This window comes from Pseudomonas sp. NPDC089743, assembly GCF_044748785.1.
GTDB classification, from domain to species: domain Bacteria; phylum Pseudomonadota; class Gammaproteobacteria; order Pseudomonadales; family Pseudomonadaceae; genus Aquipseudomonas; species Aquipseudomonas putida_X.
In genome coordinates, this window is record NZ_JBIVGS010000003.1 from 324671 (window position 1) to 350076 (window position 25406).

Consider the following 25406-nt stretch of genomic DNA (forward strand, 5'->3'; position numbering starts at 1 on the left):
TGGCCGGCGCGCTGATTTGATCTGCTATCCACGCTGGCTTAACATACGCAAATTCGTCGGATGATTGGTTGAATAGCATGGGCAATGAATTGGCCAAGCGATCCTTGGTCGAGCTCGCGGTGGAGCGCATGCGTGAGCGCATTCTCCAAGGTGACTGGCGGGTAGGGCAGCGCTTGCCGACCGAGCCGGAGCTGGCCCTGGAATTGGGCATCAGCCGCAATACCGTGCGTGAGGCCATGCGCGTGCTGGCCTTCAGTGGCCTGGTGGAAATCCGCCAGGGCGATGGCAGTTACCTGCGTACTTGCCTGGACCCACTGCAGGCGGTCCAGGCAATGTCGCGCTGCACGCTGGAACAGGCGAGGGAAACGCGGCACATCCTGGAAACCGAGGCGATAGGCTTGGCAGCACTGCGCCGCACCGACGACGACTTGCGTGCCCTGCGCATCGCGTTGAAAGGCAGCGCCGAACATTTTCATGGTGATGTGGATGCTTACGTCAGTTGCGACCTGGCGTTTCACCAACGCCTTATCGACGCTGCACACAACCCGGCCCTAAGCGAGCTGTACCGCTATTTCTCGGGTGTCGTGGCTGCCGCGTTGCAGCACAACATGGCCACTGTCCCGCGCTGCCAGGCCACCTTCGATCTGCATGGGCAGATCCTCGACGCCATCGAACAACGCGATCCGGAGCGGGCCAAGTGCCTGAGCCGGACCCTCATCGAATCCTGACCACGAGAAGGCCATGGCTGAACCAATGACCCGTGACACACCTGCCCGCGAGCGCGAGCTGGATGAACTGCTGATCGATGCCGAAGCCGATGATGCGCAAGTGCAGGGCCAGCCCGTGGTACTGCAGCGGCCCTGGTTGCTGTTGTTGGGCCTGGTACTGGTTGCCTTGAACCTGCGCCCGGCGCTGTCCAGCATGGCCCCGGTACTTGGCCTGGTCAGTGAAAGCCTTGGCCTCAGTGCCTCTGAAGCGGGGCTGCTGACGACCCTGCCAGTGCTCTGCCTGGGGCTGTTCGCGCCCCTTGCACCGCTGCTTGCGCGGCGCTGGGGCAGCGAGCGGGTGATCCTCGGCATCTTGCTGACGCTGGCGCTGGGCATCGTGCTGCGCAGTGCGTTGGGTACCACCGGGGTATTTCTTGGCAGCATCATGGCCGGCGCCAGCATTGGCATCATCGGCGTGCTGTTGCCTGGTATCGTCAAGCGTGATTTTCCCAGCCACGCCGGCACCTTGACGGGGGTCTACACCATGGCCCTTTGCCTGGGCGCAGCCATGGCGGCAGGCGCCACGGTACCGCTGACCGAGCATTTGCATGGCAGTTGGGCCTTGGGCCTGGGGTTCTGGATGATCCCGGCATTGCTGGCCATGCTGGTCTGGTTGCCCCAGGCGCGCCAAGGGCACGGCATGCACAAGGTGGCTTACCGGGTGAAAGGGCTATGGCGTGATCCGCTGGCCTGGCAGGTAACCCTGTACATGGGCCTGCAGTCATCGCTGGCGTACATCGTGTTCGGCTGGTTGCCGTCTATCCTCATCGGCCGTGGCCTGAGCCCGACCGAGGCGGGCCTGGTGCTCTCCGGTTCGGTGATCGTGCAACTGGTCAGCTCGCTGAGTGCGCCCTGGCTGGCCACACGGGGCAAAGACCAGCGGTTGGCAATCGTGCTGGTCATGCTCATCACCCTCGCCGGCCTGTTCGGTTGCCTGTATGCGCCGCTGTCTGGCCTGTGGGGCTGGGCAGTGCTGCTGGGGCTGGGGCAGGGCGGTACGTTTGCCTTGGCGCTGACGCTGATCGTGCTGCGCTCCAAAGACGCCCACGTGGCGGCCAACCTGTCGAGCATGGCTCAGGGCGTGGGCTACACCCTTGCCTCGATGGGCCCCTTTGCCGTGGGGTTGGTGCATGACATGACGGGCGGCTGGGCCGCCGTGGGCTGGATCTTTGCCGTGCTGGGCGTGGGTGCCATCGTGTTCGGCCTTGGGGCGGGGCGGGCGCGGCATGTCAACGTGAGCAGCGAAAGGCTTTGAGGTGTGCAGTGATCCAGCCTGCATTCACGTTGCAAATGGGCATGGCATTGCCGCTGCCCACAGATTATCGTGCAGCTTTCCATTCCCAGGACGGGCCTGCCCATGAGCGACGCCAACCGTGACCTGATCACCCGCTTCTATCAAGCTTTCCAGCGCCTGGACGCTGAAGCGATGGTGGCTTGCTACAGCGAGGACATCGTCTTCAGTGACCCGGTTTTCGGTACCCTGTGCGGCCGTGATGCCGGTGACATGTGGCGGATGCTCACCACACGGGCCAAGGATTTCTCTCTGACATTCGACCATGTCCGTGCAGACGAGCGCAGCGCCTGCGCACATTGGGTGGCGACGTACCTGTTCAGCCAGACTGGCCGTACCGTGGTCAACGATATTCAGGCGCGCTTCGTTATCCGCGACGGGTTGATCTGCCAGCACGATGACAGCTTCGACCTGTGGCGCTGGTCGCGTCAGGCGTTGGGTGCCCCCGGTGTGTTGCTGGGGTGGTCGCCCATGCTGCAGAACAAAGTGCGCCAGCAGGCATTCAAAGGGCTGCGTGCGTTTCAGCAGGCGAAGTGAGCGGTTAAGCTGTGCGCTTCGCAGCCAGGCACAAGCATCGTGAGCGACGTATCGGAAAAACCCATCTGCAAACCTTGGTATGTCTACCTGGTGCGGGCTGCCAATGGTTCGCTGTACTGCGGCGTCAGTGATGATCCGCAGCGGCGTTTCGTGGCGCATCAGAAGGGGCAGGGGGCGCGGTATTTCAAGACCAGCCCGGCACAGGCGCTGGTCTACGTCGAGCAATGGCCCGACAAGGGCGAGGCATTGCGCCAGGAGCGCCTGGTGAAGAAGTTGCGCAAAGCAGCCAAGGAGGCGTTGGTCGCCTCCTATGCCAACGGTTGATCAGTCCTTGCGGCGCTTGAGCTGGTCGACCAGCTGCGTCGGCAGGCCTTTGATGATCAGTGTACCCGCCGCCTCGTCATACTCCACCTTGTCCCCCAGCAGATGCGCTTCGAAGCTGATCGACAGGCCTTCGGCACGCCCGGTGAAGCGGCGGAACTGATTGAGGGTACGTTTGTCCGCCGGGATCTCTGGCGACAGGCCGTAGTCCTTGTTGCGGATATGGTCGTAGAAGGCCTTGGGGCGGTCTTCGTCGATCAGGCTGGACAGCTCTTCCAGGGTTACTGGCTCGCCTAGTTTGGTCTGGGTGGTGGCGTAGTCGACCAGGGTCTGGGTCTTTTCGCGTGCGGCTTCTTCCGGCAGGTCCTCGCTTTCAACGAAGTCGCTGAACGCCTTGAGCAGGGTACGGGTTTCGCCTGGGCCGTCGACGCCTTCCTGACAGCCGATGAAGTCACGGAAGTAATCCGAAACCTTCTTGCCATTCTTGCCCTTGATGAACGAGATGTACTGCTTGGAGTTCTGGTTGTTCTTCCACTCCGACAAGTTGATACGTGCCGCCAGGTGCAATTGGCCCAGGTCCAGGTGCCGCGAAGGCGTCACATCCAGCTCGGCATTCACCGCCACGCCTTCGCTGTGGTGCAGCAGAGCGATGGCCAGGTAGTCGGTCATGCCTTGCTGGTAGTGGGCGAACAGGATGTGGCCGCCAGTGGACAGGTTGGATTCTTCCATCAGTTTTTGCAGATGCTCAACGGCAACGCGGCTGAAGGCGGCAAAGTCCTTTTCTTCTTCCAGGTACTGCTTGAGCCAGCCGCTCAGCGGGTAGGCGCCGGATTCACCGTGGAAGAAGCCCCAGGCTTTGCCCTGCTTGGCGTTGTAGCTGTCGTTGAGGTCGGCCAGCAGGTTTTCGATAGCGTCCGATGCACCCAGCTCGGTATCCCGTGCGTGGAGCACGGCGGGGCTGCCATCGGGCTTCTTGTCGATCAGGTGAACGATGCAATGACGGATTGGCATGGAATTCTCGGTCAGTCGTGGGCGGCCAGGCGCCGCGCTGCAAAAGTGGGGAAGTTTACCGCAGACGGCAGGTGATGCAGTGGCCGGATGTTGGCAGAAATGCCGGTTGTTGTTTTTTTGTTCAATTTTTAGCGAATTTGGCTAAAACCCCCGAAAAACCTGCACTAAATTGAAGCGAGCAGCGGATATTTATCCATTCCTGTGGTAGCTTTGCGCGGTCTTGCGCACCTCGGGTGGCGCATTGCTGGCAGCGCACTTGCGCCGTGTCGAACCAAACGCCGATTTGTGCATCTACATGCCCGATTGGCGCGGCCCTCCAGACTTCAGGGGCTGGCCCGATAACGTCGTAGAGCGCTGCATAACCACTGAATTTGATAGGGAAGGAACACCACCATGGCATTGACCAAAGACCAACTGATTGCCGATATCGCCGAGTCGATCGCTCAGCCGAAAGCCACCGCCAAAAACGCTCTGGAGCAACTGGGCCAGATCGTTGCCGACCAGCTGGAAAACGGCGCTGAAATCACTCTGCCAGGCATCGGCAAGCTGAAAGTCTCCGAGCGTCCTGCCCGTACCGGCCGCAACCCTTCGACTGGCGCCGCCATCGAAATCGCTGCCAAGAAAGTCGTCAAGTTCGTGCCGGCCAAGTCGCTGACCGACGCTATCAACAAGTAATTCGTTGATGCATTGACGAAACCGCGCCCGGCTTGCCCGGGCGCGGTTTTTTCATGCCTGTGATTTGCGTCGGGCATTCCAGGCCTGGCGTTGGCCATGGTCGTGGAAGCTCCACGCAACCATACGGCTTTGTTTCTGCCCCTGGCCCATCTCAACGATGCGTACGGCCTTGGCCCCGGCTTTTTTCAGCGCCGCTTCGATGCCCGGCAGGTTGCTGGCCTTGGACACCAGGCTGGTGAACCACAATACCTGCAAGGCGTACTGCACGCTTTCGCCAACCAGCTGGCTGACGAAACGGATCTCGCCACCTTCACACCACAGCTCGTTGTTCTGCCCGCCGAAGTTGAGCACGGGCAGCTTGCGCTTGGGGTCCTGTTTACCGAGGTTCTTCCACTTGCGCTGGCTACCGCGGGTGGCTTCGTCGCGGGAGGCGTGGAAGGGCGGGTTGCACAAGGTCAGGTCGAAGCGTTCGTCTTCCTCCAGCAGGCCACCGAGAATGAGCTTGGGATCGTTCTGTTGGCGCAGTGCGATGGCCTTGCTCAGCGTGTTGGCCTGAACGATGGCCTTGGCCGAGGCCAGTGCCACAGGGTCGATGTCCGAGCCAAGGAAGCGCCAGCGGTAATCGCTGTGGCCGAGCAGCGGGTAGATGCAGTTGGCACCCACGCCAATGTCCAGGGCGCGCACCTGAGCGCCTTTGGGCACTTCACCTGCGTTGTCCTCGGCCAGCAGGTCGGCGGCGACGTGAATGTAGTCGGCGCGGCCCGGTATCGGCGGGCACAGGTAATCGGCGGGAATGTCCCAGTGCTGGATGCCGTACTGGGCCTTGAGCAAGGCGCGGTTGAACACCCGCACGGCTTCGGGGTTGGCGAAGTCGATGCTGGGTTTACCGTGAGGGTTGGTGATGGTGAAACGAGCCAGGTCCGGGTGGGCCTTGATCAGGCTGGGGAAGTCGTAGCGCCCCTGATGGCGGTTGCGCGGGTGCAGGGTGGGTTTCTGGGTCATGGTGGGTGTCCTGAAAAAGCATCGCCGGCAAGCCGGCTCCCCCAGGTACACCACTGTACGTGTTGGAGCCGGCATGCCGGCGATGGGCTGCCAAAGCAGCCCGCGATGGCTTCACTTTAGGTTACAGCGCAGCGATCCGCGCATGCTGTTCGGTGAAGTTGGCCAGGGCTTGCTCGGCCTCTGCCAGTTTGGCGCGCTCCTTCTCGATCACCGCAGGCGGTGCCTTGTCGACGAAGGCAGCATTCGACAGCTTGCCGCCGACGCGTTGCACTTCACCTTGCAGGCGCTGGATTTCCTTGTTCAGGCGAGCCAGCTCGGCGTCCTTGTCGATCAGGCCTGCCATCGGTACCAGCACCTGCAGATCGCCCACCAGTGCGGTGGCCGACAGCGGCGCTTCTTCGGCCTCGCCGAGCACGGTGAACGACTCGACCTTGGCCAGCTTCTTGAGCAGGGCTTCGTTTTCCTGCAGGCGGCGCTGGTCGTCGGCGTTGGCGTTCTTCAGGAACAGTGGCAGGGGCTTGCCCGGGCCGATGTTCATTTCGGCGCGGATGTTACGCAGGCCGACCATCAGTTCCTTGAGCCATTCGATATCGCCTTCGGCGGCGGCATCGATGCGGCTTTCGTTGGCCACTGGCCACGGCTGCAGCATGATGGTCTTGCCGTTGATGCCTGCCAGCGGCGCGATGCGCTGCCAGATTTCTTCGGTGATGAACGGCATGAACGGATGAGCCAGGCGCAGCGCCACTTCCAGCACGCGCACCAAGGTGCGACGGGTGCCGCGGGCGCGCTCTACCGGAGCGTTTTCGTCCCACAGTACCGGCTTGGACAGCTCCAGGTACCAGTCGCAGTACTGGTTCCAGATGAACTCGTACAGGGCTTGGCTGGCCAGGTCGAAACGGAACTGCTCGAGCTGGCGGGTCACTTCGGCTTCGGTGCGTTGCAGCTGCGAGATGATCCAGCGGTCGGCAAGCGACAGCTCGCAGGCTTCGCCGTTCTGCCCGCAGTCCTCGCCTTTGTCCAGCACATAGCGGGCGGCGTTCCAGATCTTGTTGCAGAAGTTGCGATAGCCCTCGACGCGGCCCATGTCGAACTTGATGTCGCGGCCAGTGGAGGCCAGCGAGCAGAAGGTGAAGCGCAGGGCGTCGGTGCCGTAGCTGGCGATGCCTTCGGGGAACTCGGCTTTGGTCTGCTTGGCGATTTTCTCGGCCAGCTTGGGCTGCATCATGCCGCTGGTGCGTTTTTCCAGCAGGGCGTCCAGGGTGATGCCGTCAACGATGTCCAGTGGGTCGAGCACGTTGCCCTTGGACTTGGACATCTTCTGGCCCTGGCCGTCACGTACCAGGCCGTGCACATACACGGTCTTGAACGGGACCTGCGGGGTGCCATCCTCGTTCTTGATCAGGTGCATGGTCAGCATGATCATCCGGGCAACCCAGAAGAAGATGATGTCAAAGCCAGTGACCAGCACGTCGGTGGAGTGGAATTTCTTGAGGAATTCGGTCTGTTCCGGCCAGCCCAGGGTGGAGAAGGTCCACAGGCCCGAGCTGAACCAGGTGTCGAGCACGTCGTCGTCCTGGCGCAGTACCACGTCGGCGCCCAGGTTGTGCTTGGTGCGCACTTCGGCTTCGTTGCGGCCGACATAGACCTGGCCGGCCTCGTCGTACCACGCCGGGATCCGGTGGCCCCACCACAGCTGACGGCTGATGCACCAATCCTGGATGTCGCGCATCCAGGAGAAATACATGTTTTCGTACTGCTTGGGCACGAACTGGATGCGGCCATCTTCAACGGCGGCAATCGCAGGTTCGGCCAGCGGCTTGGTGGAAACGTACCACTGGTCGGTCAGCCACGGCTCGATGATGGTGCCGGAGCGGTCGCCTTTCGGTACTTTCAGTGCATGGTCGTCGATGCTGACCAGCAGGCCCTGAGCGTCCAGGTCGGCGACGATCTGCTTGCGCGCGACGAACCGGTCCAGGCCTGCGTACTGGGCGGGCAGGCGGCTGTCCGCCTGCTCATTGACGCTGCCATCGAGGTTGAAGGCCTGGGCGGCGGGCAGCACCAGGGCGTTCTTGTCGAAGATGTTGAGCAGCGGCAGGTTGTGGCGCTTGCCGACTTCATAGTCATTGAAGTCGTGGGCCGGGGTGATCTTCACGCAGCCTGTGCCGAACTCGGGGTCGCAGTAGTCATCGGCGATGATCGGGATGCGGCGGCCGACCAGCGGCAATTCGACGAACTTGCCGATCAGGGCCTGGTAGCGCTCATCGTTCGGGTTGACCGCGACCGCCGCATCGCCCAGCAGGGTTTCCGGGCGAGTGGTGGCGACCACCAGGTAATCCTGGCCATCGGCAGTCCTGGCGCCGTCGGCCAGCGGGTAACGCAGGTTCCACAGGTGGCCTTTCTCGTCATGGTTTTCCACTTCGAGGTCGGAGATGGCCGTGTGCAGCTTGGTGTCCCAGTTGACCAGGCGCTTGCCACGGTAGATCAGGCCGTCTTCATGCAGGCGTACGAAGGCTTCCTTGACCGCTTCGGACAGGCCGTCATCCATGGTGAAGCGTTCGCGGCTCCAGTCCACCGACGAGCCCAGGCGACGGATCTGCCGGCTGATATTACCGCCGGACTGCTCTTTCCATTCCCAGACCTTGTCCAGGAAGGCTTCACGGCCGAGGTCGTGACGGTTCTGGCCCTTGGCTTCGAGCTGGCGCTCGACCAGCATCTGGGTGGCGATACCGGCGTGGTCGGTACCTGGCTGCCACAGGGTGTCGCGGCCTTGCATGCGACGGAAACGGATCAGGGCGTCCATGATCGCGTTGTTGAAACCGTGGCCCATGTGCAGGCTGCCCGTCACGTTCGGTGGCGGGATCATGATGGTGTAGGACTCACCTGCACCTTGTGGAGCGAAATAGTTCTCGGACTCCCAGGTGTTGTACCAGGAAGTTTCGATGGCGTGCGGCTGGTAGGTCTTATCCATGCGCGGCGGGACCCTGTGCATTTATTCGGGAAAGCCGGGAAGTATAACGGAGCTGCGAGCTTCAAGCGACAAGCTGCAAGACCTATGGGCACTCTTCACGGGGTAAACCCGCGAAGAATCCGCCGCGTTTGGTAGGGCTTACTCAGAGCGCTTGATCAGCCGCTCGATACGCGCATCGAGCCGGCGCTTGATCTCGGTTTCGATATGCGGGGTGAAGTCGTTGATCACGTCCTGCATGATCAATTGCGCTGCGGCGCGCAGCTCGGCTTCCAGGTGCAGCAGGGTGTCCTGGCGGCGGGTCTGCGGGTTTTCTTCGGGGTCCGCTTCGGCCGGTGCGGCAGCCGCCTCAGGTGCTGGCAGGGTGTTGCCGGCCGGGGTATCGAGCAGCAGCGGAATCTGCTCCACCGTCTCGGTGAGCAGCGGTGGTTGCAGGTCGGCGTCGCCCAGCAGCTGGCGAATCGACTCGAGGTCGTCAAGCAGGTGGGCGGAATCGGGTAGGGCGGAAGGCTTGTCCATCGTCGTCAAAGTCGCTGTAAGCGGTGGTCTTGCAGAGCATAGCCCTGTTCGCGGTAGAAACGGAATCGTTCGCGGGCCGATTGGCGGATATCCGCTTGCTCGACGACGATTTCGGCAACCCGCTCGAATTGCCCGACAAAGCCGGGCACAGCAGCGCCCAGGTTTATCAGCAGATCCCGGTGCTCGCCGGCGTTGTCGGCCAAACCCAAGGCCACGGTGGCGTCAGCGTGGGCCTCTGCCAGGTCGTGGGGTACGAACGCTTCGCCTTTGAACTGCCACAGGCGTTGGTCCAGCTCGCTGCGCTGTTCGGCATCCTGGCAATGCAGGTAGACCCGGTGCCCGAGGCGCCATGCCTTCTCGCACAGCTTGCAGGCGAAATCCAGCCGTGCCGACAGCGAGTCGGTGGGCAGGATGTAGAAATCGACTTTACTCATGGTTCGCTCCGTCGGCCGGTGACGCCATGGGGCATCACCGGCCTCACGGCATCAGGCGCTGGCGCGGTCGAGCAGGTACTGGGTCAGCAGCGGCACCGGCCGGCCAGTGGCGCCCTTGTCCTTGCCCCCGCTGACCCAGGCGGTGCCGGCGATGTCCAGGTGCGCCCAGTTGTAGGCCTTGGCGAAGCGCGACAGGAAGCAGGCGGCGGTGATGGTGCCGGCCTTCGGCCCACCGATGTTGGCGATGTCGGCGAACGGGCTGTCCAGTTGCTCCTGGTACTCATCGAACAGCGGCAGCTGCCAGGCGCGGTCGTCGGCACGCTTGCCGGCATCGAGCAACTGGCCGATCAGCTCGTCGTTGTTGCCCAGCAGGCCCGCAGTGTGGCTGCCGAGGGCCACGATGCACGCGCCGGTCAGGGTGGCGATGTCGATCACCGCTTGTGGCTTGAAGCGTTCGGCGTAGGTCAGTGCATCGCACAGCACCAGGCGGCCTTCAGCGTCGGTGTTGAGGATTTCAACGGTCTGCCCGCTCATGGTGGTGACGATGTCGCCAGGCCGGGTGGCGTTGCCGCTCGGCATGTTCTCGGCGCAGGCCAGGATGCACACCAGGTTGATCGGTAGCTTCAGTTCGAGCACGGCGCGCAGGGTGCCGAACACGCTGGCGGCGCCACACATGTCGTACTTCATTTCGTCCATGCCGGCGCCGGGCTTGAGGCTGATGCCGCCGGTGTCGAAGGTGATGCCTTTACCGACCAGCACGAAGGGTTTGTCGCTCTTCTTGGCGCCCTGGTATTGCAGGACGATCAGGCGTGGCGGCTGCTCGCTGCCCTGGCCGACCGCGTAGAACGCGCCCATGCCCAGGTCCTTGATCTTCTTTTCGTCGAAGATTTCGACCTTGAGGCCTTTATGAGCCTTGCCCAGTTCCTTGGCCTGCTCGGCCAGGTAGCTTGGGTGGCAGAGGTTTGGCGGCAGGTTGCCCAGGTCGCGGGTGAAGGCCATGCCGGTGGCGATGGCGGTGGCGTGGCTTGCCGCCCGCTCCACTTCGGCCAGGCCGGCCTTGTCGGTCAGCAGGGTGACCTTTTTCAGCGCGCGTGGCTCGGCTTTCTGGCTCTTGAAGCGGTCGAACACGTACTCGCCATCGAGCAGGGTTTCGGCCAGCAGGCGATATTTGCCGTAGTGGGCATCACGGTTGCTGACGGCGATGTCGTCCAGTGCCAGCACCGCGTCGCTGCCGTTGAGGCCTTTCAGTACACCGGCAACGCTGGTGACCAGTTTGCGCCAGGCGCGGTCACCGAGGGCGTCGTCCTTGCCGCTGCCCACCAGCAGTACGCGCTCGGCCTTCAGGCCAGGCAGGCTTTGCAGCAGCAGCGTCTGGCCAGGCTTGCCTGCCAGGTCGCCACGCTTGAGCATGGCACTGATGGCGCCGTCGGTGGCCAGGTCTACAGCTTTGGCAACGGCGCCGAGCTTGCGCCCTTCGCCGACCGGTACGACCAGGGTGGCAGTTTTTACGGATGCAGCAGCTACGCTTTTTACAACCAGTTCCATGTCAGGGTCCCCGAATGATCTGTGCAGTTGGCGCTTTGTGTACTTGCGCTCTGGGCGGGCCTGGCCGCGTGGTCGCGCGCCAGTGGAAAAGCTGCCAGTTTGAGCCTGCGGCAAGCGTGCTGACAACCCCGTTGTCAGCCTTGATGCGCGGCCAAGTGACAGGCGCGGTCAATCACAGGATAATGCGCGCACTTTACAAGGAGGTTCGCCCCTGGCGAACCGGCATTGGTCTTGGCTGTCGTAAGCCTTTGTTTGGCAGTCCGCCCCTGACAACCCAGGAGTGTCTGGTTTGATCGTCTTTCGTTATCTCTCCCGCGAGGTCCTGGTGACCTTGAGCGCCGTCAGCGCAGTGCTGCTGGTGATCATCATGAGCGGGCGTTTCATCAAGTACCTGGCCCAGGCGGCCCAGGGCGTGCTCGACCCGAGCGTGCTGTTCCTGATCATGGGCTTCCGCCTGCCCGGTTTCTTGCAACTGATCCTGCCATTGGGGCTGTTCCTCGGCATCCTTCTGGCCTATGGCCGGCTGTATCTGGAAAGCGAGATGACCGTGCTGTCGGCCACTGGCATGAGCCAGCAACGCCTGCTCGGCCTTACCCTGGCACCCGCGGCGCTGGTCGCCTTGGTAGTCGCCTGGCTGAGCCTGAGCCTGGCGCCACTGGGCGTTGCCCAGGTGCAGCAGATCATCGGCGAGCAGGATGCCCTGACCGAATTCGATACCTTGGTGCCGGGCCGCTTCCAGACCCTGCGCGACGGTTCGCGGGTGACCTACACCGAGCAGTTGACCGATGACCGCAGCAACCTCACCGGTGTGTTCATCTCCGAGAAGCGCTTCAGCCAGGACAAGACCAAGGACCGTGCACCGTCGGTGCTGGTAGCCGAGAAGGGCCACCAGGAAGTACAGGCCGACGGCAATCGCTATCTGGTGCTGCAGAATGGCTACCGCTATGACGGCAACCCTGGCCAGGCCAATTACCGGGCGATCAAGTACGACACCTATGGCGTGCTGTTGCCCAAGCCTGAAGTCAGCGAGGAAGTGACCGAGCGTGAAGCCATTCCGACCTCCCAACTGATCGGCAGTGCCGGGCTGCGGGAACGTGCCGAGCTGCAATGGCGCATCTCGTTGCCGATCCTGGTATTCATCGTGACCCTGCTGGCAGTGCCGCTGTCCCGGGTCAATCCACGCCAGGGCCGCTTCCTCAAGCTGCTGCCGGCGATTCTTCTGTACATGGCCTACCTGACGATGCTGATTTCCGTACGTGGCGCTCTGGAGAAAGGCAAGCTGCCGATCGCCCTGGGCATGTGGTGGGTGCATGCCCTGTTCCTGCTCATCGGTCTGGGGCTGATGTACTGGGAGCCGCTGCGCCTCAAGCGTGCCGCCCGTCGTGCGGAGGTGGCGCATGGTTAAGCTCGACCGCTACATCGGCCAGAGCGTGTTGCTGGCCATCCTGGCTGTGCTGGGCATCATCCTGGGCCTGGCTTCGTTGTTCGCATTCATCGATGAGATGAGCGACCTGAGCGATACCTATACCGTCATGGACGCGGGCTGGTTCACACTGCTCACGGCGCCCCGCCGGCTGTATGACATGTTGCCGATGGCGGCATTGATCGGCTGCCTGATCGGCCTGGGCAGCCTGGCCAGCAGCAGTGAACTGACCATCATGCGTGCCGCCGGGGTTTCCATCGGGCGTATCGTATGGGCGGTGATGAAGCCCATGCTGGTGCTGATGCTGGTCGGCCTGCTGATTGGTGAGTACGTGGCGCCGATCAGCGAGAACAAGGCCCAGGCCGACCGTTCCCTGGCCCAGGGCGGCGGTGAGGCGCAGAGCTCCAAGCGCGGTATGTGGCACCGTCAGGGTGATGAGTTCGTGCATATCAACTCGGTGCAGCCCAATGGCCTGCTGCTGGGCGTGACCCGCTACCGCTTCGACGAAGCGCGCAAGATCGTCACCTCGAGTTTCGCGCGCCGGGCACGTTACGAGACCGATCATTGGATACTCAGCGATGTCAGTACCACCTACTTCCGTGGCGATCACACTGAAGTGGTGAAGAGCCCGGAAGAACGCTGGGATGTCTCAGTGACCCCACAATTGCTCAATACCGTGGTGTTGGCTCCGGAGTCGCTGTCGATCACCGGGCTTTGGGATTACATCCACTACCTGTCCGAGCAAGGCCTGAACAATGCCCGTTACTGGCTGGCGTTCTGGACCAAGGTGCTGCAGCCGGCGGTGACTGCGGCGTTGGTGTTGATGGCGATTTCGTTCATCTTCGGGCCGCTGCGTTCGGTGACCCTCGGCCAACGCGTGTTCACTGGCGTACTGGTGGGTTTCGTGTTCCGCATTGCCGGCGACCTGCTTGGCCCTTCGAGCCAGGTGTTCGGCTTCCCGCCGCTGTTGGCGGTGGTGATCCCGGCCGGTGTGTGTGCGCTGGCCGGCGTATGGTTACTGCGCCGGGCGGGATGATGGCCTGGTGAGGTGAGAAAGCCGACCTTGAGGTTGATGCCGGTCAGGTAGCGTTAGCAGGGCTGCTATGCAGCCCATCGCCGGCAAGCCGGCTCCCACAAATACCGCGCATCTCGTGAGGGCTGCGCTGTACCGGTGGGAGCCGGCTTGCCGGCGATGGGCCGCAAAGCGGTCCCTTAATTGCTTGGCTGTCATTTCGTCTGTTTTGGCACCCGCACCAACTCTGTTTGCGAGTAAATGTCATGCCAGCCCCGCTTTCGCTTGTCGATCAGCGACCAGAGAAACCCCAGCCCCAGGCACAGCCATGAGGCGATCGACACGATAAAGCGCAGCAGCGCCTGCCACAGGCTGATTGCGCTGCCATCAGGGTTTTGCACGCGCACGCCCCATACCTGCATGCCCAGAGTCTGCCCGCCGTGGGTCCAGAACTTGGCAAAGAAACCGAACAGCGCAAACAGCAGGATCGTCGACAGCAGCGGGTCGCCGTCCAGGGCACCAGCCTCGGTCAGTTCGCGCATGCGCGCCTCGCCGATGATCGCCATCTGGATCATCTTGTAAGCCCCTGCGGTGACGATCAGCAGGGCCGTACACAGCAGGAAATCGTAAAACATCGCCGCCAGGCGCCGGCCCAGGCCGACCGGCGGGAAATCACCTTGGGGTGAAAGCAGAGGCTTGGGCATGCAGGACAGCTCCGAAGGATGAAGCCGTCATTCTACGGGCAAAAAAAAGCCCCTGCACAGGGCAGGGGCTTTCTTCGAAGTCGCGACCGGCTTAGCCGAGGACTTGAACCTTGTCAGCCTGCAGGCCTTTTTGGCCCTGAACTGCTTCGAAGGTGACCTTCTGGCCTTCTTTCAGGCTCTTGAAGCCGTTGCCCTCGATGGCACGGAAGTGCACGAACAGATCAGCACCGCTTTCTGGGGTGATGAAGCCGTAACCTTTCTCGTCATTGAACCACTTGACGGTACCGTTCTGACGCTCAGCCATTGTCTTATTTCCTATGAAGCTTAAATTTGAATGACAGTTACTTTCACGTTATCGAAAGTGAAAGAGTACTGGGCTGGGTTGCAGGAAAGTAAGTCACGTCGAACGGGTTGTAGCAGATTGCGGCTACTGGCCCAGGTCACGAACTGTTGCGACCCATGCAAACACAGTGCATTGACTCTACGCCAACTCCCAAGAAAAAAACAAGCCCTTGCTCAGCTGGAAAATCGGGCTTTTTTCGATAACTGGAAAATTCGTCGCAAACGGCATGACGCCTGGCCTGGCGCCATGTTCATAAGTTATGGAGCAGGTTCGAAAACGAATAAGTCGACCTGCCCGCAAACCTCATGTACCGCGTTCAACCGCGATAGTAACGTTGCGCCACAAAAGGCGTTTTGCTGACTTTCAGGGCAACCTTCTTGCCGCGCACCAAGGCAAACAGTGGCGTGTCCAGCGCGCCATGTTCGATATCGACATAACCCATGGCCACCGGCGCGCCAAGTGTCGGGCCGAAGCCGCCACTGCTGACGTTGCCCACAGGCTTGTCAGCGGCATCGACAATCTCTGCGCCTTCACGCACCGGTGTACGTTCCTGTGGCAGCAGGCCCACACGCTTGCGGGCCACGCCTGCTTGCTGCTGGGCAAAGATCACCTCGGCGCCGGGGAAGCCGCCGGCACGCGCCCCTTCGGCACGGCGAACCTTGGACATGGCCCAGAGCAGGCTGGCCTCGACCGGCGTGGTGGTGGTATCCATGTCGTGGCCATACAAGCACAGGCCAGCTTCCAGGCGCAGAGAGTCGCGCGCGCCCAAGCCGATCGGCTGCACCTGCGGATCGGCCAGCAGGTGGCGGGCCAGGGCTTCGGCGGCCTTGGCCGGCACCGAAATCTCATACCCGTCTTCGCCGGTGTAGCCTGAGCGGCTGACGTAGCAATCTTCGCCCAGCAGGGTGACGGGGCGTACCTGCATGAAGGTCATGCCGGCCACTTCCGGGGCCAGGCGCGCGAGCACGGTGACTGCGGCCGGGCCTTGCAGGGCGAGCAGGGCACGCTCCTCGAACAGTGGCTGAATCTGGCAACGGTCACCGATATGCTGCTGCAGGTGGGCCAGGTCCTGCGCCTTGCAGGCGGCATTGACCACCAGGAACAGCGTGTCGTCGCCCAGGTTGGCAACCATCAGGTCGTCGAGGATGCCACCTTGCTCGTTGGTGAACATCGCATAGCGCTGCATGCCCACCGGCAGGTCGATGATATCCACTGGCACCAGGCTTTCCAGGGCCTGGGCGGCATCCTTGCCGCGCAGCATGATCTGGCCCATGTGCGAGACATCGAACAGCCCGGCCTGCTCACGGGTGTGCAGGTGCTCCTTGAGCACGCCCAGCGGGTACTGCACCGGCATGTCGAAGCCGGCGAATGGCACCATGCGCGCGCCCAGTTCCAGGTGCAGGGCGTGCAGCGGGGTCTTGTGCAGTGTTTCGGACATCGATGACTCCTTGGGTTTTGTTGTCGGGTCAACATTCGATGATGTTGACGGCCAGACCGCCGCGGGCGGTCTCCTTGTATTTGCTTTTCATGTCGGCGCCGGTCTGGCGCATGGTACGGATGACCTTGTCGAGCGACACGTAGTGCTGCCCGTCGCCACGCAGGGCCATGCGCACCGCATTGATGGCCTTGACCGAGCCCATGGCGTTGCGCTCGATACAGGGCACCTGTACCAGCCCACCGATCGGGTCGCAGGTCAGGCCCAGGTTGTGCTCCATTCCGATCTCGGCGGCGTTTTCCACCTGTTGCACGCTACCGCCCATCACCTCGCACAAGGCGCCGGCTGCCATCGAGCAGGCCACGCCGACTTCGCCCTGGCAGCCGACCTCGGCCCCGGAGATCGAGGCGTTTTCCTTGTACAGGATGCCGATGGCCGCGGCAGTCAGTAGAAAACGCACCACGCCGTCTTCACTGGCGCCGGGGACGAAGCGCATGTAGTAGTGCAGTACCGCCGGTACGATGCCCGCTGCACCGTTGGTCGGGGCAGTGACCACGCGCCCGCCATAGGCGTTTTCCTCGTTGACCGCCAAGGCATAGAGGTTGACCCAGTCAAGTACCGACAACGCATCGCGAAGGTTGGCTTCCGGGTGCTGGCTGAGTTGGCGGTACAGTGCTGGTGCCCGGCGTTTGACCTTGAGCCCGCCCGGCAGGATGCCCTCGTGCCGGTAGCCGGCGGCGACGCAATCCTGCATCACCTGCCAGATCCGCAGCAGACCTGCACGGGTTTCGGCCTCGGGGCGCCACGCCGCCTCGTTGGCCAGCATCACCTGGCTCACCGAGAGGTGATGGGCGGTGCAATGCCCGAGCAGTTGCTTGGCGGTCTTGAACGGGTAGGCGAGGACGGTGCTGTCTTCGACGATACGGTCCAGCCCGGCGGCCTCTTCATCGACCACGAAACCGCCGCCTACCGAGTAGTACTCCCGGCTGCGGATTTGCAGGCCGGCAGCGTCGAAGGCGCGAAAGATCATGCCGTTGGGGTGGTAGGCCAAAGGCTTGCGGATCAGCGCCAGGTGCTGCTTCTCGACGAAGGCGATGCTGTGTTCACCGAGCAGGCGCAGGTGGCCGCTTTCACGGATTGCCTGCAGGCGGGCGGGAATGGCTTCGGTGTCGACGGTATCGGGGTGCTGGCCTTCCAGGCCAAGCAATACCGCCTTGTCGCTGCCATGGCCTTTGCCCGTGGCCCCCAGCGAGCCATACAGTTCGGCCTTGACGCTGGCGGTGCTGGCCAGCAGGCCGTCGCGGCGCAAGCCTTCGGCGAACCGCGCGGCAGCGCGCATCGGGCCGACCGTGTGTGAGCTGGAGGGGCCGATGCCGATCTTGAACAGGTCGAAGACGCTCAGTGACATGGTGCTTGCTCCAGAGGTATCCGGTTATCCCATTGGGGCTGCTGCGCAGCCCATCGCCGGCAAGCCAGCTGCCACAGGTGTTGCTGCGCAGCCCATCGCTGGCACGCCAGCTGCCACAGGTGTTGAAACCTGCCGCGTAACCTGTGGGAGCCGGCTTGCCGGCGATGGGCCGCGCAGCGGCCCCACGCGGTCAGGCGTCCTGGTAGCTCTCGATCGACGGGCAGGCGCACACCAGGTTGCGGTCGCCGAACACATTGTCGACCCGGCCCACAGGCGGCCAGTACTTGCCTTCCACCAGGCTTGGCAGCGGGTACACCGCCTGTTCGCGGCTGTAACCGTGGGCCCACTCGCCAGCCAGCTCGGCAGCGGTGTGCGGCGCGTTCTTCAGCGGGTTGTCATCCTTGTCCAGGCTACCGTTCTCCACCGCGCGAATCTCTTCGCGGATCTGGATCATCGCATCGCAGAAGCGGTCCAGTTCTTCCTTGGCCTCGCTTTCGGTCGGCTCGATCATCAGCGTGCCGGCCACCGGGAAGGACATGGTCGGGGCATGGAAGCCGAAGTCGATCAGGCGCTTGGCCACGTCGTCGACGCTGATGCCGCTGGTGTCCTTGAGCGGGCGCAGGTCGAGGATGCACTCGTGGGCGACCAGGCCATTGCCGCCGGTGTACAGAACAGGATAGTGCTCTTCCAGGCGGCGGGCGATGTAGTTGGCATTGAGGATCGCCATCTGCGAGGCACGCTTGAGGCCGGCACCGCCCATCATGCGGATGTACATCCAGGTGATCGGCAGAATGCTGGCGCTGCCGAACGGTGCGGCGCATACCGCGCCGTCACGGTTGTCCAGTTGCGCGTGGCCGGGCATGAACGGCGCCAGGTGCGACTTGACGCCGATCGGGCCGACGCCTGGGCCACCACCGCCGTGCGGAATGCAGAAGGTCTTGTGCAGGTTCAGGTGCGAGACGTCGCCGCCGAACTTGCCCGGTGCGCACAGGCCCACCATGGCGTTCATGTTGGCGCCGTCGATGTACACCTGGCCGCCGTTGTCGTGAATGATCGCGCAGATCTCGCCGATCGCTTCTTCGAACACGCCGTGGGTCGACGGGTAGGTGATCATGATCGCGGCAAGGCGCTCACGGTGCTCGATCGCCTTGGCGCGCAGGTCCTCGACATCGACGTTGCCACGCGCGTCACACGCGGTGACCACGACGCGCATACCGGCCATGTGTGCGGTTGCCGGGTTGGTGCCATGAGCCGAGGACGGGATCAGGCAGATGTCGCGATGGCTTTCGCCGCGGCTGCGGTGGTAGGCACGGATGGCCAGCAGGCCCGCATATTCACCCTGCGACCCGGCATTGGGTTGCAGCGATACGGCGTCATAGCCGGTGGCGGCGCAGAGCATGGCTTCCAGTTCGGTGGTCATCTGCAGGTAACCCTGGCTTTGCTCGGCCGGGGCGAACGGGTGCAGGTTACCGAACTCGGCCCAGGTCACCGGGATCATTTCACTGGCGGCGTTGAGCTTCATGGTGCACGAGCCCAGCGGGATCATGCTGCGGTCCAGCGCCAGGTCCTTGTCGGCCAGGCGGCGCAGGTAGCGCATCAGCTCGGTTTCGCTGTGGTAGCGGTTGAACACCGGGTGTTCGAGGATGGCCGACTGGCGCAGCAGGGCGGCAGGCAGACGCGAGCCGGTACTGGCGGCCAGGGCGGCGAAGTCCGGTTGGGCCTGCTGGCCACCGAACAGCTGCCACAGTGCCTCGACGTCAGCCTGGGTGCTGGTCTCGTCGAGCGACAAGCCCAGGTGCGCGGCGTCGATCTGGCGCAGGTTGATGCGCTGGGCGCGTGCCTTGTCGTGCAGGCTTGCGGTAGCGCTGCCGGTGTCCAGGGTCAGGGTGTCGAAGGCGGTCTCGCCGACCACTTGCACGCCGAGGGTTTTCAGGCCGGCAGCGAGGATCGCGGTCAGCGCGTGGGTGCGTTCGGCGATGCGCTTGAGGCCCGCCGGGCCGTGGTACACGGCGAACATGCTGGCAATGTTGGCCAGCAGCACCTGGGCGGTGCAGATGTTGCTGGTGGCCTTCTCGCGGCGGATATGCTGCTCGCGGGTTTGCATGGCCAAACGCAGGGCGGTCTTGCCGAATCGGTCGATCGACACACCGACCAGGCGGCCCGGCATGTCACGCTTGAAGGCGTCGCGGGTGGCGAAGTAAGCCGCGTGCGGGCCGCCAAAGCCCAGGGGTACGCCAAAGCGCTGGGCGCTGCCGATGGCCACGTCCGCTTCGAACTCGCCTGGTGGGGTCAGCAGGGTCAGCGCCAGCAGGTCGGCGGCCACGGCGACCAGGGCATTGGCGGCGTGGAAGCGCTCGACGACTTCACGGTAATCGAATACTTCGCCGTTGCTGGCCGGGTACTGCAGCAAAGCGCCGAAGAAGGCGCTGACATCGCCCAGCTCACGCTCGTCGCCCACCACGATCTCGATACCCAGCGGCTCGGCACGGGTGCGCAGCACGTCGAGGGTCTGCGGGTGGCAGTGCACGGACGCGAAGAAGGCATGGCTGGCCTTGTTCTTCGACAGGCGCTTGCAGAAGGTCATGGCTTCGGCGGCGGCGGTCGCTTCGTCGAGCAATGAGGCGTTGGCGATCGGCAGGCCGGTCAGGTCGCTGACCAGGGTCTGGAAATTGAGCAAGGCTTCCAGGCGGCCTTGGGAGATTTCTGGCTGGTAAGGCGTGTAAGCGGTGTACCAGGCCGGGTTTTCCAGCAGGTTGCGCAGGATCGGCGCCGGGGTGTGGGTGTTGTAGTAGCCCTGCCCGATATAGTTCTTGAACAGCTGGTTTTTACCGGCGATAGCTTTCAGCGCGGCGAGGGCATCGGCCTCGCTCTGGCCGTCTTCGGCGCCCAGTACACTGGTGCCCTTGATGGTGTCGGGGATGACTGCGGCGGTCATCGCCTCCAGCGAGTCGAAACCCAAGGTGGCCAGCATGGCCTGCTCGTCTGCGGCGCGCGGGCCGATGTGGCGGGCGATGAATTCGTTGGCGGTGCCGAGGTTGATGGTCATGGTCGGGCTCCTCAGGCGTCGTCGTTGGCTTTGATCAGGCGGTCGTAGGCGTCCTGGTCGAGCAGGGCTCCGACTTCGCTCATGTCGGCAGGCTTGAAGCGGAAGAACCAGCCTTCGCCCAGCGGATCTTCGTTGACCAGCTCCGGGCTGTCGTTGAGCCCATCGTTGACGGCGACCACTTCACCGCTCAGGGGCATGTAGACGCCGCTGGCGGCCTTGACCGACTCGACGGTGGAGGCTTCGGCGCCTTTGTCGTAGTGCTGCAGCTCCGGCAGTTGCACGTAGACCACATCGCCGAGGGCGTTCTGGGCGTAGGCGGTGATGCCTACGGTGACGCTACCGTCGGCTTCGACGCGCAGCCATTCGTGATCTTCAGTGAAACGCAACTCGCTCATGGGGAATCCTCGGGAAGCAGGGCGTTGGGCGCGGTGGGTTCGCGCTCTTGGGTTGAGGTTTCATAAGCAAAAATGCGGCCATTAACAAAAAAACGTTAAAAATCAATTAGATAAAATATTCCGCTAAACATGCGATCAATAATTTGGAATGAAAACGCTACAGCGCAAGCGAGGACGAAAAGGTTCGGAGGATCAAACCCTTGTCCAAGATGACTGGAATGGGTTTGTATTGAATTCGATACGATGTATCGTTTTCAGTACGGCCCTGTGCGAGATGCGTCGCGACAGGGCCCTTGGCCCAAAGACCAGCCGTCAAAGGGCGACGAAGAAAGGCAGCGCCAAGTACAGCTTGATCACGATTACATTGATGATATCGATAAAGAACGCCCCAACCATCGGTACCACCAGGAAAGCGATCTGCGACGGACCGAAGCGCTGCGTTATAGCCTGCATGTTGGCAATCGCAGTAGGTGTGGCGCCAAGCCCGAAACCACAGTGCCCTGCTGCCAGCACCGCTGCATCGTAGTTGCTGCCCATGATTCTGAACGTCACGAAGATCGCGAACAGCGCCATCACCAATGTTTGCGCTGCCAGCAGAACGAAGAACGGCAGAGCCAGCGCAGCCAGGTCCCACAATTTTAGCGACATCAGCGCAATGGCCAGGAACAGCGACAAGCTGACATTCCCAAGTACTGAAACTTCACGCTCGAAGACCTGATACATACCCAGCAATGAAAGCCCATTGCGCAGCAGGACCCCCACGAACAATACGCAAACGAATGTCGGCAACTCGAACGCTGTACCGTGGAGCATGCTGTTCAGCAAGGAGCCTCCCATCAGGCTGACTGCGATCAGCGCAAGCGTTTCGATCATTGTGTAGGGCGTGATCAGATGTTCTTTGTTGGGCTGTTCAAAGCCCTTGGGAGTACGCGGCATTTCCTGTCCCAAACCGGGAGTTTGCACGCGCTTGATGAGCAGCCGTGCGACCGGCCCGCCAATCAGGCCGCCCAGCACCAGGCCAAAAGTGGCTGCGGCCAGTGCCAGTTCACTGGCAGAGGCCAGGCCGTATTTTTCACTGAAGGTGGCACCCCACGCAGCGCCTGTGCCGTGGCCGCCCGACAAGGAAATCGACCCGGACAGCAAACCCATCAAGGGATCGAGCCCCAACGCTTTTGCCAGGGCAATGCCCATCGCATTCTGCGCCAGCAGCAGCCCTGTCACCGCAAGGAGGAATATACCGACAATGCGGCCGCCTTTTTTCAGGCTGGCAATGTCGGCACTTAAACCGATGGTCGCAAAAAACGCCAGCATCAAGGGTGTTTGCAATGAAGTATCAAACTTCACGTGCAGGTCCAATGCACGTAGGCTCAATAGCAGTAGAGCAACCACCAAACCTCCGGCGACCGGTTCGGGAATGTTGTAGGTACGCAAGAAACCAACGCGTGTAACAAGGCCACGCCCTAGTAGAAGCACTAGGGAAGCGGCCACCAGTGTGCCGTAGAAATCGAGTGCAAGCATTCAGGTTACTCTTTGCTCTATTAGTGGCGAACACTGCAGGGGGTCGCCTGGGGGGCGAGTTTAGGGGCAATGTCAGCACGCTACGGCTAGGAAAATTCTGAACAACGTTGCGATTTCACCTTGTTGAAATGACGGCGAGTGTCAGCTTTTGCCGGGAATACCGTACTTGCGCAAGCGTTGGGCAATCGCGGTGTGCGATGTCTGCAAGCGCCCAGCCAACTGCCGGGTTGAGGGGTAACTGGCATCCAGGCGCTGCAGCAGCTCTCGCTCGAAATCACCCACTGCGCTGGCAGCCTTTGGATTCTGCGGAGGCTGCATAAACCGAGCGCCGCCGGCGCGGCGCTCGGTCTCACATGGCTGCATGCCGGGGAGCACCTCGCAGCCCATACCCCCTAAAACAAACTTTAACAGCTTGGGCAATAGAAAGTATGTTGGATCGTTCTTGTGGGAATCCTCTACTTCCACTGATCACTACTGGCTATCGCGAATTGAATCTGTCTTTCTTTGCACTGGGAGCTTTGCCTTCTGCGACTTTGCCTCGTTTTTCCTGAAGATCATCCGCAGGCTGCTGTGGGGCTGGTGCGCGGTTGAAATCTTGCAAGTTGCCAAATGTGCCAAATGCTCAAGCAGCTGAACGGTTAGACGCATTTTTGTTGAGGAAACACGGATGTCTAGAAAACGCAGGCAAATTCAGCTACCCCACAGTTTTGTAGAGGGGAAACCACCTGAGGGTAAGTTCACAATTCCTCCTGGTTATTCTGGGCCGCTGCCACCGTTGGGTAATAATCCCCATGGTGAGTGGGTAAGGCGCATGAATTCTGGCAGTAAAGATGCAAGAAGACAGATGGCACTCTTCAATCAAGCACCCTATGCGATGAAGGCGGCAGATGATGAAGCGAAAAATGAGTATGTGACTAAATTGGCAACTGCGTCGCAGCGCATTGATTTGGATGTTCAAGCACTTCGCCAGAGTGTGGAAGGCGAGCCACAATCTCATATTGATATGCTGAGGCAGAACGTCAATGTACGAAACTTGCTCATTCTACGAAGAACACAGGACTTAGACAGGCATCGTGCAGCTGCAGACAGTTATTTTGGTTCGACCCCGTTTGGCAAAAGCCCAGTTGAATATGCAATTGCCACATATCGCCTGACCGTACAGATGCGGATGAGGCGCCCTGCGTTGATACAAGCATTGAAGAGTGCTTATCACGCCGCTTACTCAGCTCAGCTGGATGAAGCTGAGATACAGATACTTCAGGCGCAGATAGCGACATTGCACCAGGCTATCGCCAATGCTGAAGCACAAGCGCTTGTGCAAGCGCAGCTAGAGGCAGAAGCTGCGGCTCGAGCCCAGGCGGAGGCAGAAGCTGCAGCCCGTGCCCAGGCAGAGGCAGAAGCTGCGGCTCGTGCCCAGGCGGAGGCAGAAGCTGCGGCCCGTGCCCAGGCAGAGGCAGAAGCTGCGGCTCGTGCCCAGGCGGAGGCAGAAGCTGCGGCTCGTGCCCAGGCAGAGGCCCGTGCCGAAGCTGAAGCGCATGTCAAAGCCCAAGAGGCGGCTGAGAGGGCGTTGGCAGAGCAAGCCGTGCGCCAAGCCAACACTTATAAAGCGCTGCTATCTGAGGTAGCGGCAAAGCCAGCCATCGTCATGGCTACGGCAGCGGCTCCAGTGCTAGAGGCTGGTGTAGCACTGGGTACGGCCATTCGCTCAGCCGTCGCATCGTTGAGTGTCGCTTCGATCGAAGCTGTGGCTGGGCCTTTCCTCGTGGGTACCTTCGCACTGCTCTACGCCCCCAAACTGGGGAATGGGGAGTTACCAGACAACTATGTCCTGACCTCGCCGCTGACCGACCTGACGGTTGAATTGAATCCTGCATCTCAAGCTGCCGCCCTTGAGCTTGGCACGGTCGATCTTCCAGTGCGGATGGGCGACAAGCGCGAGCAAGTCGGGTCTATCGAGCTGTTCGCCGCCCGCACCGGGGGGGCCGTCATTCCTTCCACAGTGCCGGTACTGGCGGCAGCGTATGACGCCCCAAGCGGTCAGTACACCGTCACCACCGGTGACATACCGTCCAGAACACTGACATGGACGCCCGCAGTCGAGCCGCAGGACAGCTCGACAACCTTACCAGCGACTCCTCCATCTGGAGCGGCACTGGTTGGACCGACGCTCGAGCCACTTGAGGGCCGGCTCGACATTTACCCTGAGCTGCCAGATTTTGGGTTCGATGACTACGTCATCATTTTCCCCGCCGATTCGGGATTGCCGCCGCTTTATGTGATGTTCAAAAGCTCGCGGAATAAACCGGGGGTTGTGTCGGGTAACGGAGTATTGCACAAAGGCCCGCTGCTGGTTGAAGACAGTGAGAATGGGGCCGCTATACCGACTTCGATTGCCGATCAGTTACGAGGGAAAAGCTTTAGTAGTTTTGATGCGTTCCGAAGACAGCTCTGGAAAGTAATTGCAGATAGTTCCTACTCTGATCAGTTTGATGAGGCTGCCTTGTACATGATGCGTAAAGGCTTGGCCCCCCTCGCTTCCGCATCTGAGCAAGTGGGGGGTAGAATTAAGTACGAAATTCATCATAAAATAAAGATTGTGGAAGGGGGTGCTGTTTACGATGTGGATAATATCGTTATCTTGTCTCCGAAATTTCATATAAATATTCACAGGAAAGGGTGAGCGTGGTGAAGGAAATATCTGACTATACTGAAGCTGAATTCTTGAGTTTTGTGTTGGGAATATATACTGCCAATTCAGAGCTTTATCCTACTGAGCGCGCACATACTAAAGCGATACTGGAGTTCAAGCGATTGTCGGGACACCCGCTTGGAACTGACCTCATGTATTATCCAACCAAGCATGGGTTGAAGGACTCTCCTGAGGAAGTTGTGCGCGTCGTTAAGGAGTGGAGGGCTGCGCAGGGCCTGCCGGGTTTTAAGGCTGAACAGCAGTCTAGCGAATGACTTAGACTTAGCAATTCAGGTGGTGTTGCTAGCGTTCGCAATACCACCTGAGTTATGTATCTGCCATCAAATAAGGGTTTTGTCAGGTTGA

General features: G+C 61.5%; 22 protein-coding genes and 1 pseudogene. 9 read left to right on the forward strand and 14 right to left on the reverse strand.

Translation table 11 applies throughout. The annotated features are described in order from the left end of the window. Positions 1-77 precede the first annotated feature (77 nt). The 4 genes from ACIPZC_RS08340 to ACIPZC_RS08355 all read left to right on the forward strand — a co-directional run bounded on the left by ACIPZC_RS08340 (position 78) and on the right by ACIPZC_RS08355 (position 2919). The gene (locus tag ACIPZC_RS08340; protein ID WP_400626144.1) at positions 78-728 is read left to right on the forward strand and encodes a FadR/GntR family transcriptional regulator; all 651 of its coding nucleotides are present in this window, start codon (positions 78-80) and stop codon (positions 726-728) included. Positions 729-741: 13 nt separating this feature from the next. Further along, positions 742-2022, forward strand: coding sequence for an MFS transporter (locus tag ACIPZC_RS08345; protein ID WP_241804248.1), 1281 nt, complete (start codon positions 742-744; stop codon positions 2020-2022). A 102-nt stretch (positions 2023-2124) separates the two neighbouring features. Beyond that, on the forward strand, positions 2125-2595 hold the full coding sequence (locus tag ACIPZC_RS08350) for a nuclear transport factor 2 family protein (protein ID WP_400626147.1): 471 nt from the start codon (positions 2125-2127) through the stop codon (positions 2593-2595). Between the two features lie 36 nt (positions 2596-2631). Next, entirely contained in the window at positions 2632-2919 is a 288-nt protein-coding gene (locus ACIPZC_RS08355; protein WP_400626367.1) for a GIY-YIG nuclease family protein, read from the forward strand. On the opposite strand, the gene yejK is transcribed toward ACIPZC_RS08355, so the two are convergent. Continuing rightward, positions 2920-3927: a nucleoid-associated protein YejK gene (gene yejK / locus ACIPZC_RS08360; RefSeq protein ID WP_267818479.1), complete on the reverse strand. Its 1008-nt coding sequence runs from the start codon at positions 3925-3927 to the stop codon at positions 2920-2922. A 393-nt stretch (positions 3928-4320) separates the two neighbouring features. Here yejK and ACIPZC_RS08365 point away from each other — a divergent pair, with 393 nt between their 5' ends. After that, positions 4321-4602, forward strand: coding sequence for an HU family DNA-binding protein (locus tag ACIPZC_RS08365; RefSeq protein WP_012316055.1), 282 nt, complete (start codon positions 4321-4323; stop codon positions 4600-4602). Positions 4603-4653: 51 nt separating this feature from the next. Here the strand turns inward: ACIPZC_RS08365 and rlmF are convergent, their stop codons facing one another. The 5 genes from rlmF to ACIPZC_RS08390 form a co-directional block, all read right to left on the reverse strand. Next, positions 4654-5604: a 23S rRNA (adenine(1618)-N(6))-methyltransferase RlmF gene (gene rlmF, locus ACIPZC_RS08370; RefSeq protein WP_267818477.1), complete on the reverse strand. Its 951-nt coding sequence runs from the start codon at positions 5602-5604 to the stop codon at positions 4654-4656. A gap of 121 nt (positions 5605-5725) precedes the next feature. Further along, positions 5726-8572, reverse strand: coding sequence for a valine--tRNA ligase (locus tag ACIPZC_RS08375; protein WP_400626150.1), 2847 nt, complete (start codon positions 8570-8572; stop codon positions 5726-5728). A 138-nt stretch (positions 8573-8710) separates the two neighbouring features. Next, a complete protein-coding gene (locus ACIPZC_RS08380; protein WP_400626152.1) occupies positions 8711-9088 on the reverse strand; it encodes a DNA polymerase III subunit chi in 378 nt (125 codons plus the stop codon). A 5-nt stretch (positions 9089-9093) separates the two neighbouring features. Further along, positions 9094-9522, reverse strand: coding sequence for a DNA polymerase III subunit chi (locus ACIPZC_RS08385; protein ID WP_241804255.1), 429 nt, complete (start codon positions 9520-9522; stop codon positions 9094-9096). A gap of 51 nt (positions 9523-9573) precedes the next feature. Beyond that, positions 9574-11067, reverse strand: coding sequence for a leucyl aminopeptidase (locus ACIPZC_RS08390; RefSeq protein ID WP_349974798.1), 1494 nt, complete (start codon positions 11065-11067; stop codon positions 9574-9576). A 289-nt stretch (positions 11068-11356) separates the two neighbouring features. Between ACIPZC_RS08390 and lptF the strand changes: the two genes are divergently transcribed. Continuing rightward, positions 11357-12472, forward strand: a complete 1116-nt coding sequence (lptF, locus tag ACIPZC_RS08395) for an LPS export ABC transporter permease LptF (protein WP_241804257.1) — start codon at positions 11357-11359, stop codon at positions 12470-12472. Further along, a complete protein-coding gene (gene lptG / locus ACIPZC_RS08400) occupies positions 12465-13526 on the forward strand; it encodes an LPS export ABC transporter permease LptG (RefSeq protein WP_267818466.1) in 1062 nt (353 codons plus the stop codon). Before lptF ends, lptG begins: the two co-directional genes overlap by 8 nt. A 191-nt stretch (positions 13527-13717) precedes the next feature. On the opposite strand, the gene ACIPZC_RS08405 is transcribed toward lptG, so the two are convergent. The 8 genes and pseudogenes from ACIPZC_RS08405 to ACIPZC_RS08440 all read right to left on the reverse strand — a co-directional run. After that, entirely contained in the window at positions 13718-14206 is a 489-nt protein-coding gene (locus ACIPZC_RS08405; RefSeq protein WP_267818464.1) for an RDD family protein, read from the reverse strand. Between the two features lie 91 nt (positions 14207-14297). Next, the gene (locus tag ACIPZC_RS08410; RefSeq protein ID WP_012316046.1) at positions 14298-14510 is read right to left on the reverse strand and encodes a cold-shock protein; all 213 of its coding nucleotides are present in this window, start codon (positions 14508-14510) and stop codon (positions 14298-14300) included. 355 nt (positions 14511-14865) lie between these two features. Further along, complete coding sequence (gcvT, locus tag ACIPZC_RS08415) at positions 14866-15987, reverse strand: glycine cleavage system aminomethyltransferase GcvT (RefSeq protein WP_400626156.1); 1122 nt, start codon at positions 15985-15987, stop codon at positions 14866-14868. Positions 15988-16015: 28 nt separating this feature from the next. Beyond that, entirely contained in the window at positions 16016-17392 is a 1377-nt protein-coding gene (locus ACIPZC_RS08420) for an L-serine ammonia-lyase (RefSeq protein WP_400626158.1), read from the reverse strand. Positions 17393-17582: 190 nt separating this feature from the next. Continuing rightward, on the reverse strand, positions 17583-20438 hold the full coding sequence (gene gcvP, locus ACIPZC_RS08425; protein ID WP_400626160.1) for an aminomethyl-transferring glycine dehydrogenase: 2856 nt from the start codon (positions 20436-20438) through the stop codon (positions 17583-17585). Between the two features lie 11 nt (positions 20439-20449). Next, the gene (gcvH, locus tag ACIPZC_RS08430) at positions 20450-20833 is read right to left on the reverse strand and encodes a glycine cleavage system protein GcvH (protein ID WP_400626162.1); all 384 of its coding nucleotides are present in this window, start codon (positions 20831-20833) and stop codon (positions 20450-20452) included. Between the two features lie 312 nt (positions 20834-21145). Then, the gene (gltS, locus tag ACIPZC_RS08435) at positions 21146-22351 is read right to left on the reverse strand and encodes a sodium/glutamate symporter (RefSeq protein ID WP_400626164.1); all 1206 of its coding nucleotides are present in this window, start codon (positions 22349-22351) and stop codon (positions 21146-21148) included. Positions 22352-22492: 141 nt separating this feature from the next. Beyond that, positions 22493-22636: pseudogene (locus ACIPZC_RS08440) on the reverse strand (TyrR/PhhR family helix-turn-helix DNA-binding protein); the annotation flags it as partial. A 526-nt stretch (positions 22637-23162) separates the two neighbouring features. On the opposite strand from ACIPZC_RS08440, the gene ACIPZC_RS08445 reads away from it, so the two are divergent. Both ACIPZC_RS08445 and ACIPZC_RS08450 read left to right on the forward strand, forming a co-directional pair. Next, positions 23163-25031 (forward strand): S-type pyocin domain-containing protein, encoded by a 1869-nt coding sequence (locus ACIPZC_RS08445; RefSeq protein WP_400626166.1) that lies wholly within the window; start codon positions 23163-23165, stop codon positions 25029-25031. Between the two features lie 2 nt (positions 25032-25033). Further along, on the forward strand, positions 25034-25315 hold the full coding sequence (locus tag ACIPZC_RS08450; RefSeq protein WP_241804266.1) for a bacteriocin immunity protein: 282 nt from the start codon (positions 25034-25036) through the stop codon (positions 25313-25315). Positions 25316-25406 lie beyond the last annotated feature (91 nt).

Excerpts from the sequence above, each read along its gene's own strand:
- ACIPZC_RS08390 (WP_349974798.1), bottom strand. The coding sequence starts at position 11,067 with ATGGAACTGGTTGTAAAAAGCGTAGCTGCTGCATCCGTAAAAACTGCC.
- ACIPZC_RS08420 (WP_400626158.1), bottom strand. The coding sequence starts at position 17,392 with ATGTCACTGAGCGTCTTCGACCTGTTCAAGATCGGCATCGGCCCCTCC.
- ACIPZC_RS08365 (WP_012316055.1), top strand. The coding sequence starts at position 4,321 with ATGGCATTGACCAAAGACCAACTGATTGCCGATATCGCCGAGTCGATC.
- ACIPZC_RS08445 (WP_400626166.1), top strand. The coding sequence starts at position 23,163 with ATGAATTCTGGCAGTAAAGATGCAAGAAGACAGATGGCACTCTTCAAT.
- gcvH (WP_400626162.1), bottom strand. The coding sequence starts at position 20,833 with ATGAGCGAGTTGCGTTTCACTGAAGATCACGAATGGCTGCGCGTCGAA.
- ACIPZC_RS08340 (WP_400626144.1), top strand. The coding sequence starts at position 78 with ATGGGCAATGAATTGGCCAAGCGATCCTTGGTCGAGCTCGCGGTGGAG.
- ACIPZC_RS08375 (WP_400626150.1), bottom strand. The coding sequence starts at position 8,572 with ATGGATAAGACCTACCAGCCGCACGCCATCGAAACTTCCTGGTACAAC.
- ACIPZC_RS08380 (WP_400626152.1), bottom strand. The coding sequence starts at position 9,088 with ATGGACAAGCCTTCCGCCCTACCCGATTCCGCCCACCTGCTTGACGAC.
- ACIPZC_RS08405 (WP_267818464.1), bottom strand. The coding sequence starts at position 14,206 with ATGCCCAAGCCTCTGCTTTCACCCCAAGGTGATTTCCCGCCGGTCGGC.
- ACIPZC_RS08410 (WP_012316046.1), bottom strand. The coding sequence starts at position 14,510 with ATGGCTGAGCGTCAGAACGGTACCGTCAAGTGGTTCAATGACGAGAAA.
- ACIPZC_RS08350 (WP_400626147.1), top strand. The coding sequence starts at position 2,125 with ATGAGCGACGCCAACCGTGACCTGATCACCCGCTTCTATCAAGCTTTC.
- lptG (WP_267818466.1), top strand. The coding sequence starts at position 12,465 with ATGGTTAAGCTCGACCGCTACATCGGCCAGAGCGTGTTGCTGGCCATC.
- gltS (WP_400626164.1), bottom strand. The coding sequence starts at position 22,351 with ATGCTTGCACTCGATTTCTACGGCACACTGGTGGCCGCTTCCCTAGTG.
- rlmF (WP_267818477.1), bottom strand. The coding sequence starts at position 5,604 with ATGACCCAGAAACCCACCCTGCACCCGCGCAACCGCCATCAGGGGCGC.
- ACIPZC_RS08385 (WP_241804255.1), bottom strand. The coding sequence starts at position 9,522 with ATGAGTAAAGTCGATTTCTACATCCTGCCCACCGACTCGCTGTCGGCA.
- gcvP (WP_400626160.1), bottom strand. The coding sequence starts at position 20,438 with ATGACCATCAACCTCGGCACCGCCAACGAATTCATCGCCCGCCACATC.
- ACIPZC_RS08345 (WP_241804248.1), top strand. The coding sequence starts at position 742 with ATGGCTGAACCAATGACCCGTGACACACCTGCCCGCGAGCGCGAGCTG.
- gcvT (WP_400626156.1), bottom strand. The coding sequence starts at position 15,987 with ATGTCCGAAACACTGCACAAGACCCCGCTGCACGCCCTGCACCTGGAA.
- yejK (WP_267818479.1), bottom strand. The coding sequence starts at position 3,927 with ATGCCAATCCGTCATTGCATCGTTCACCTGATCGACAAGAAGCCCGAT.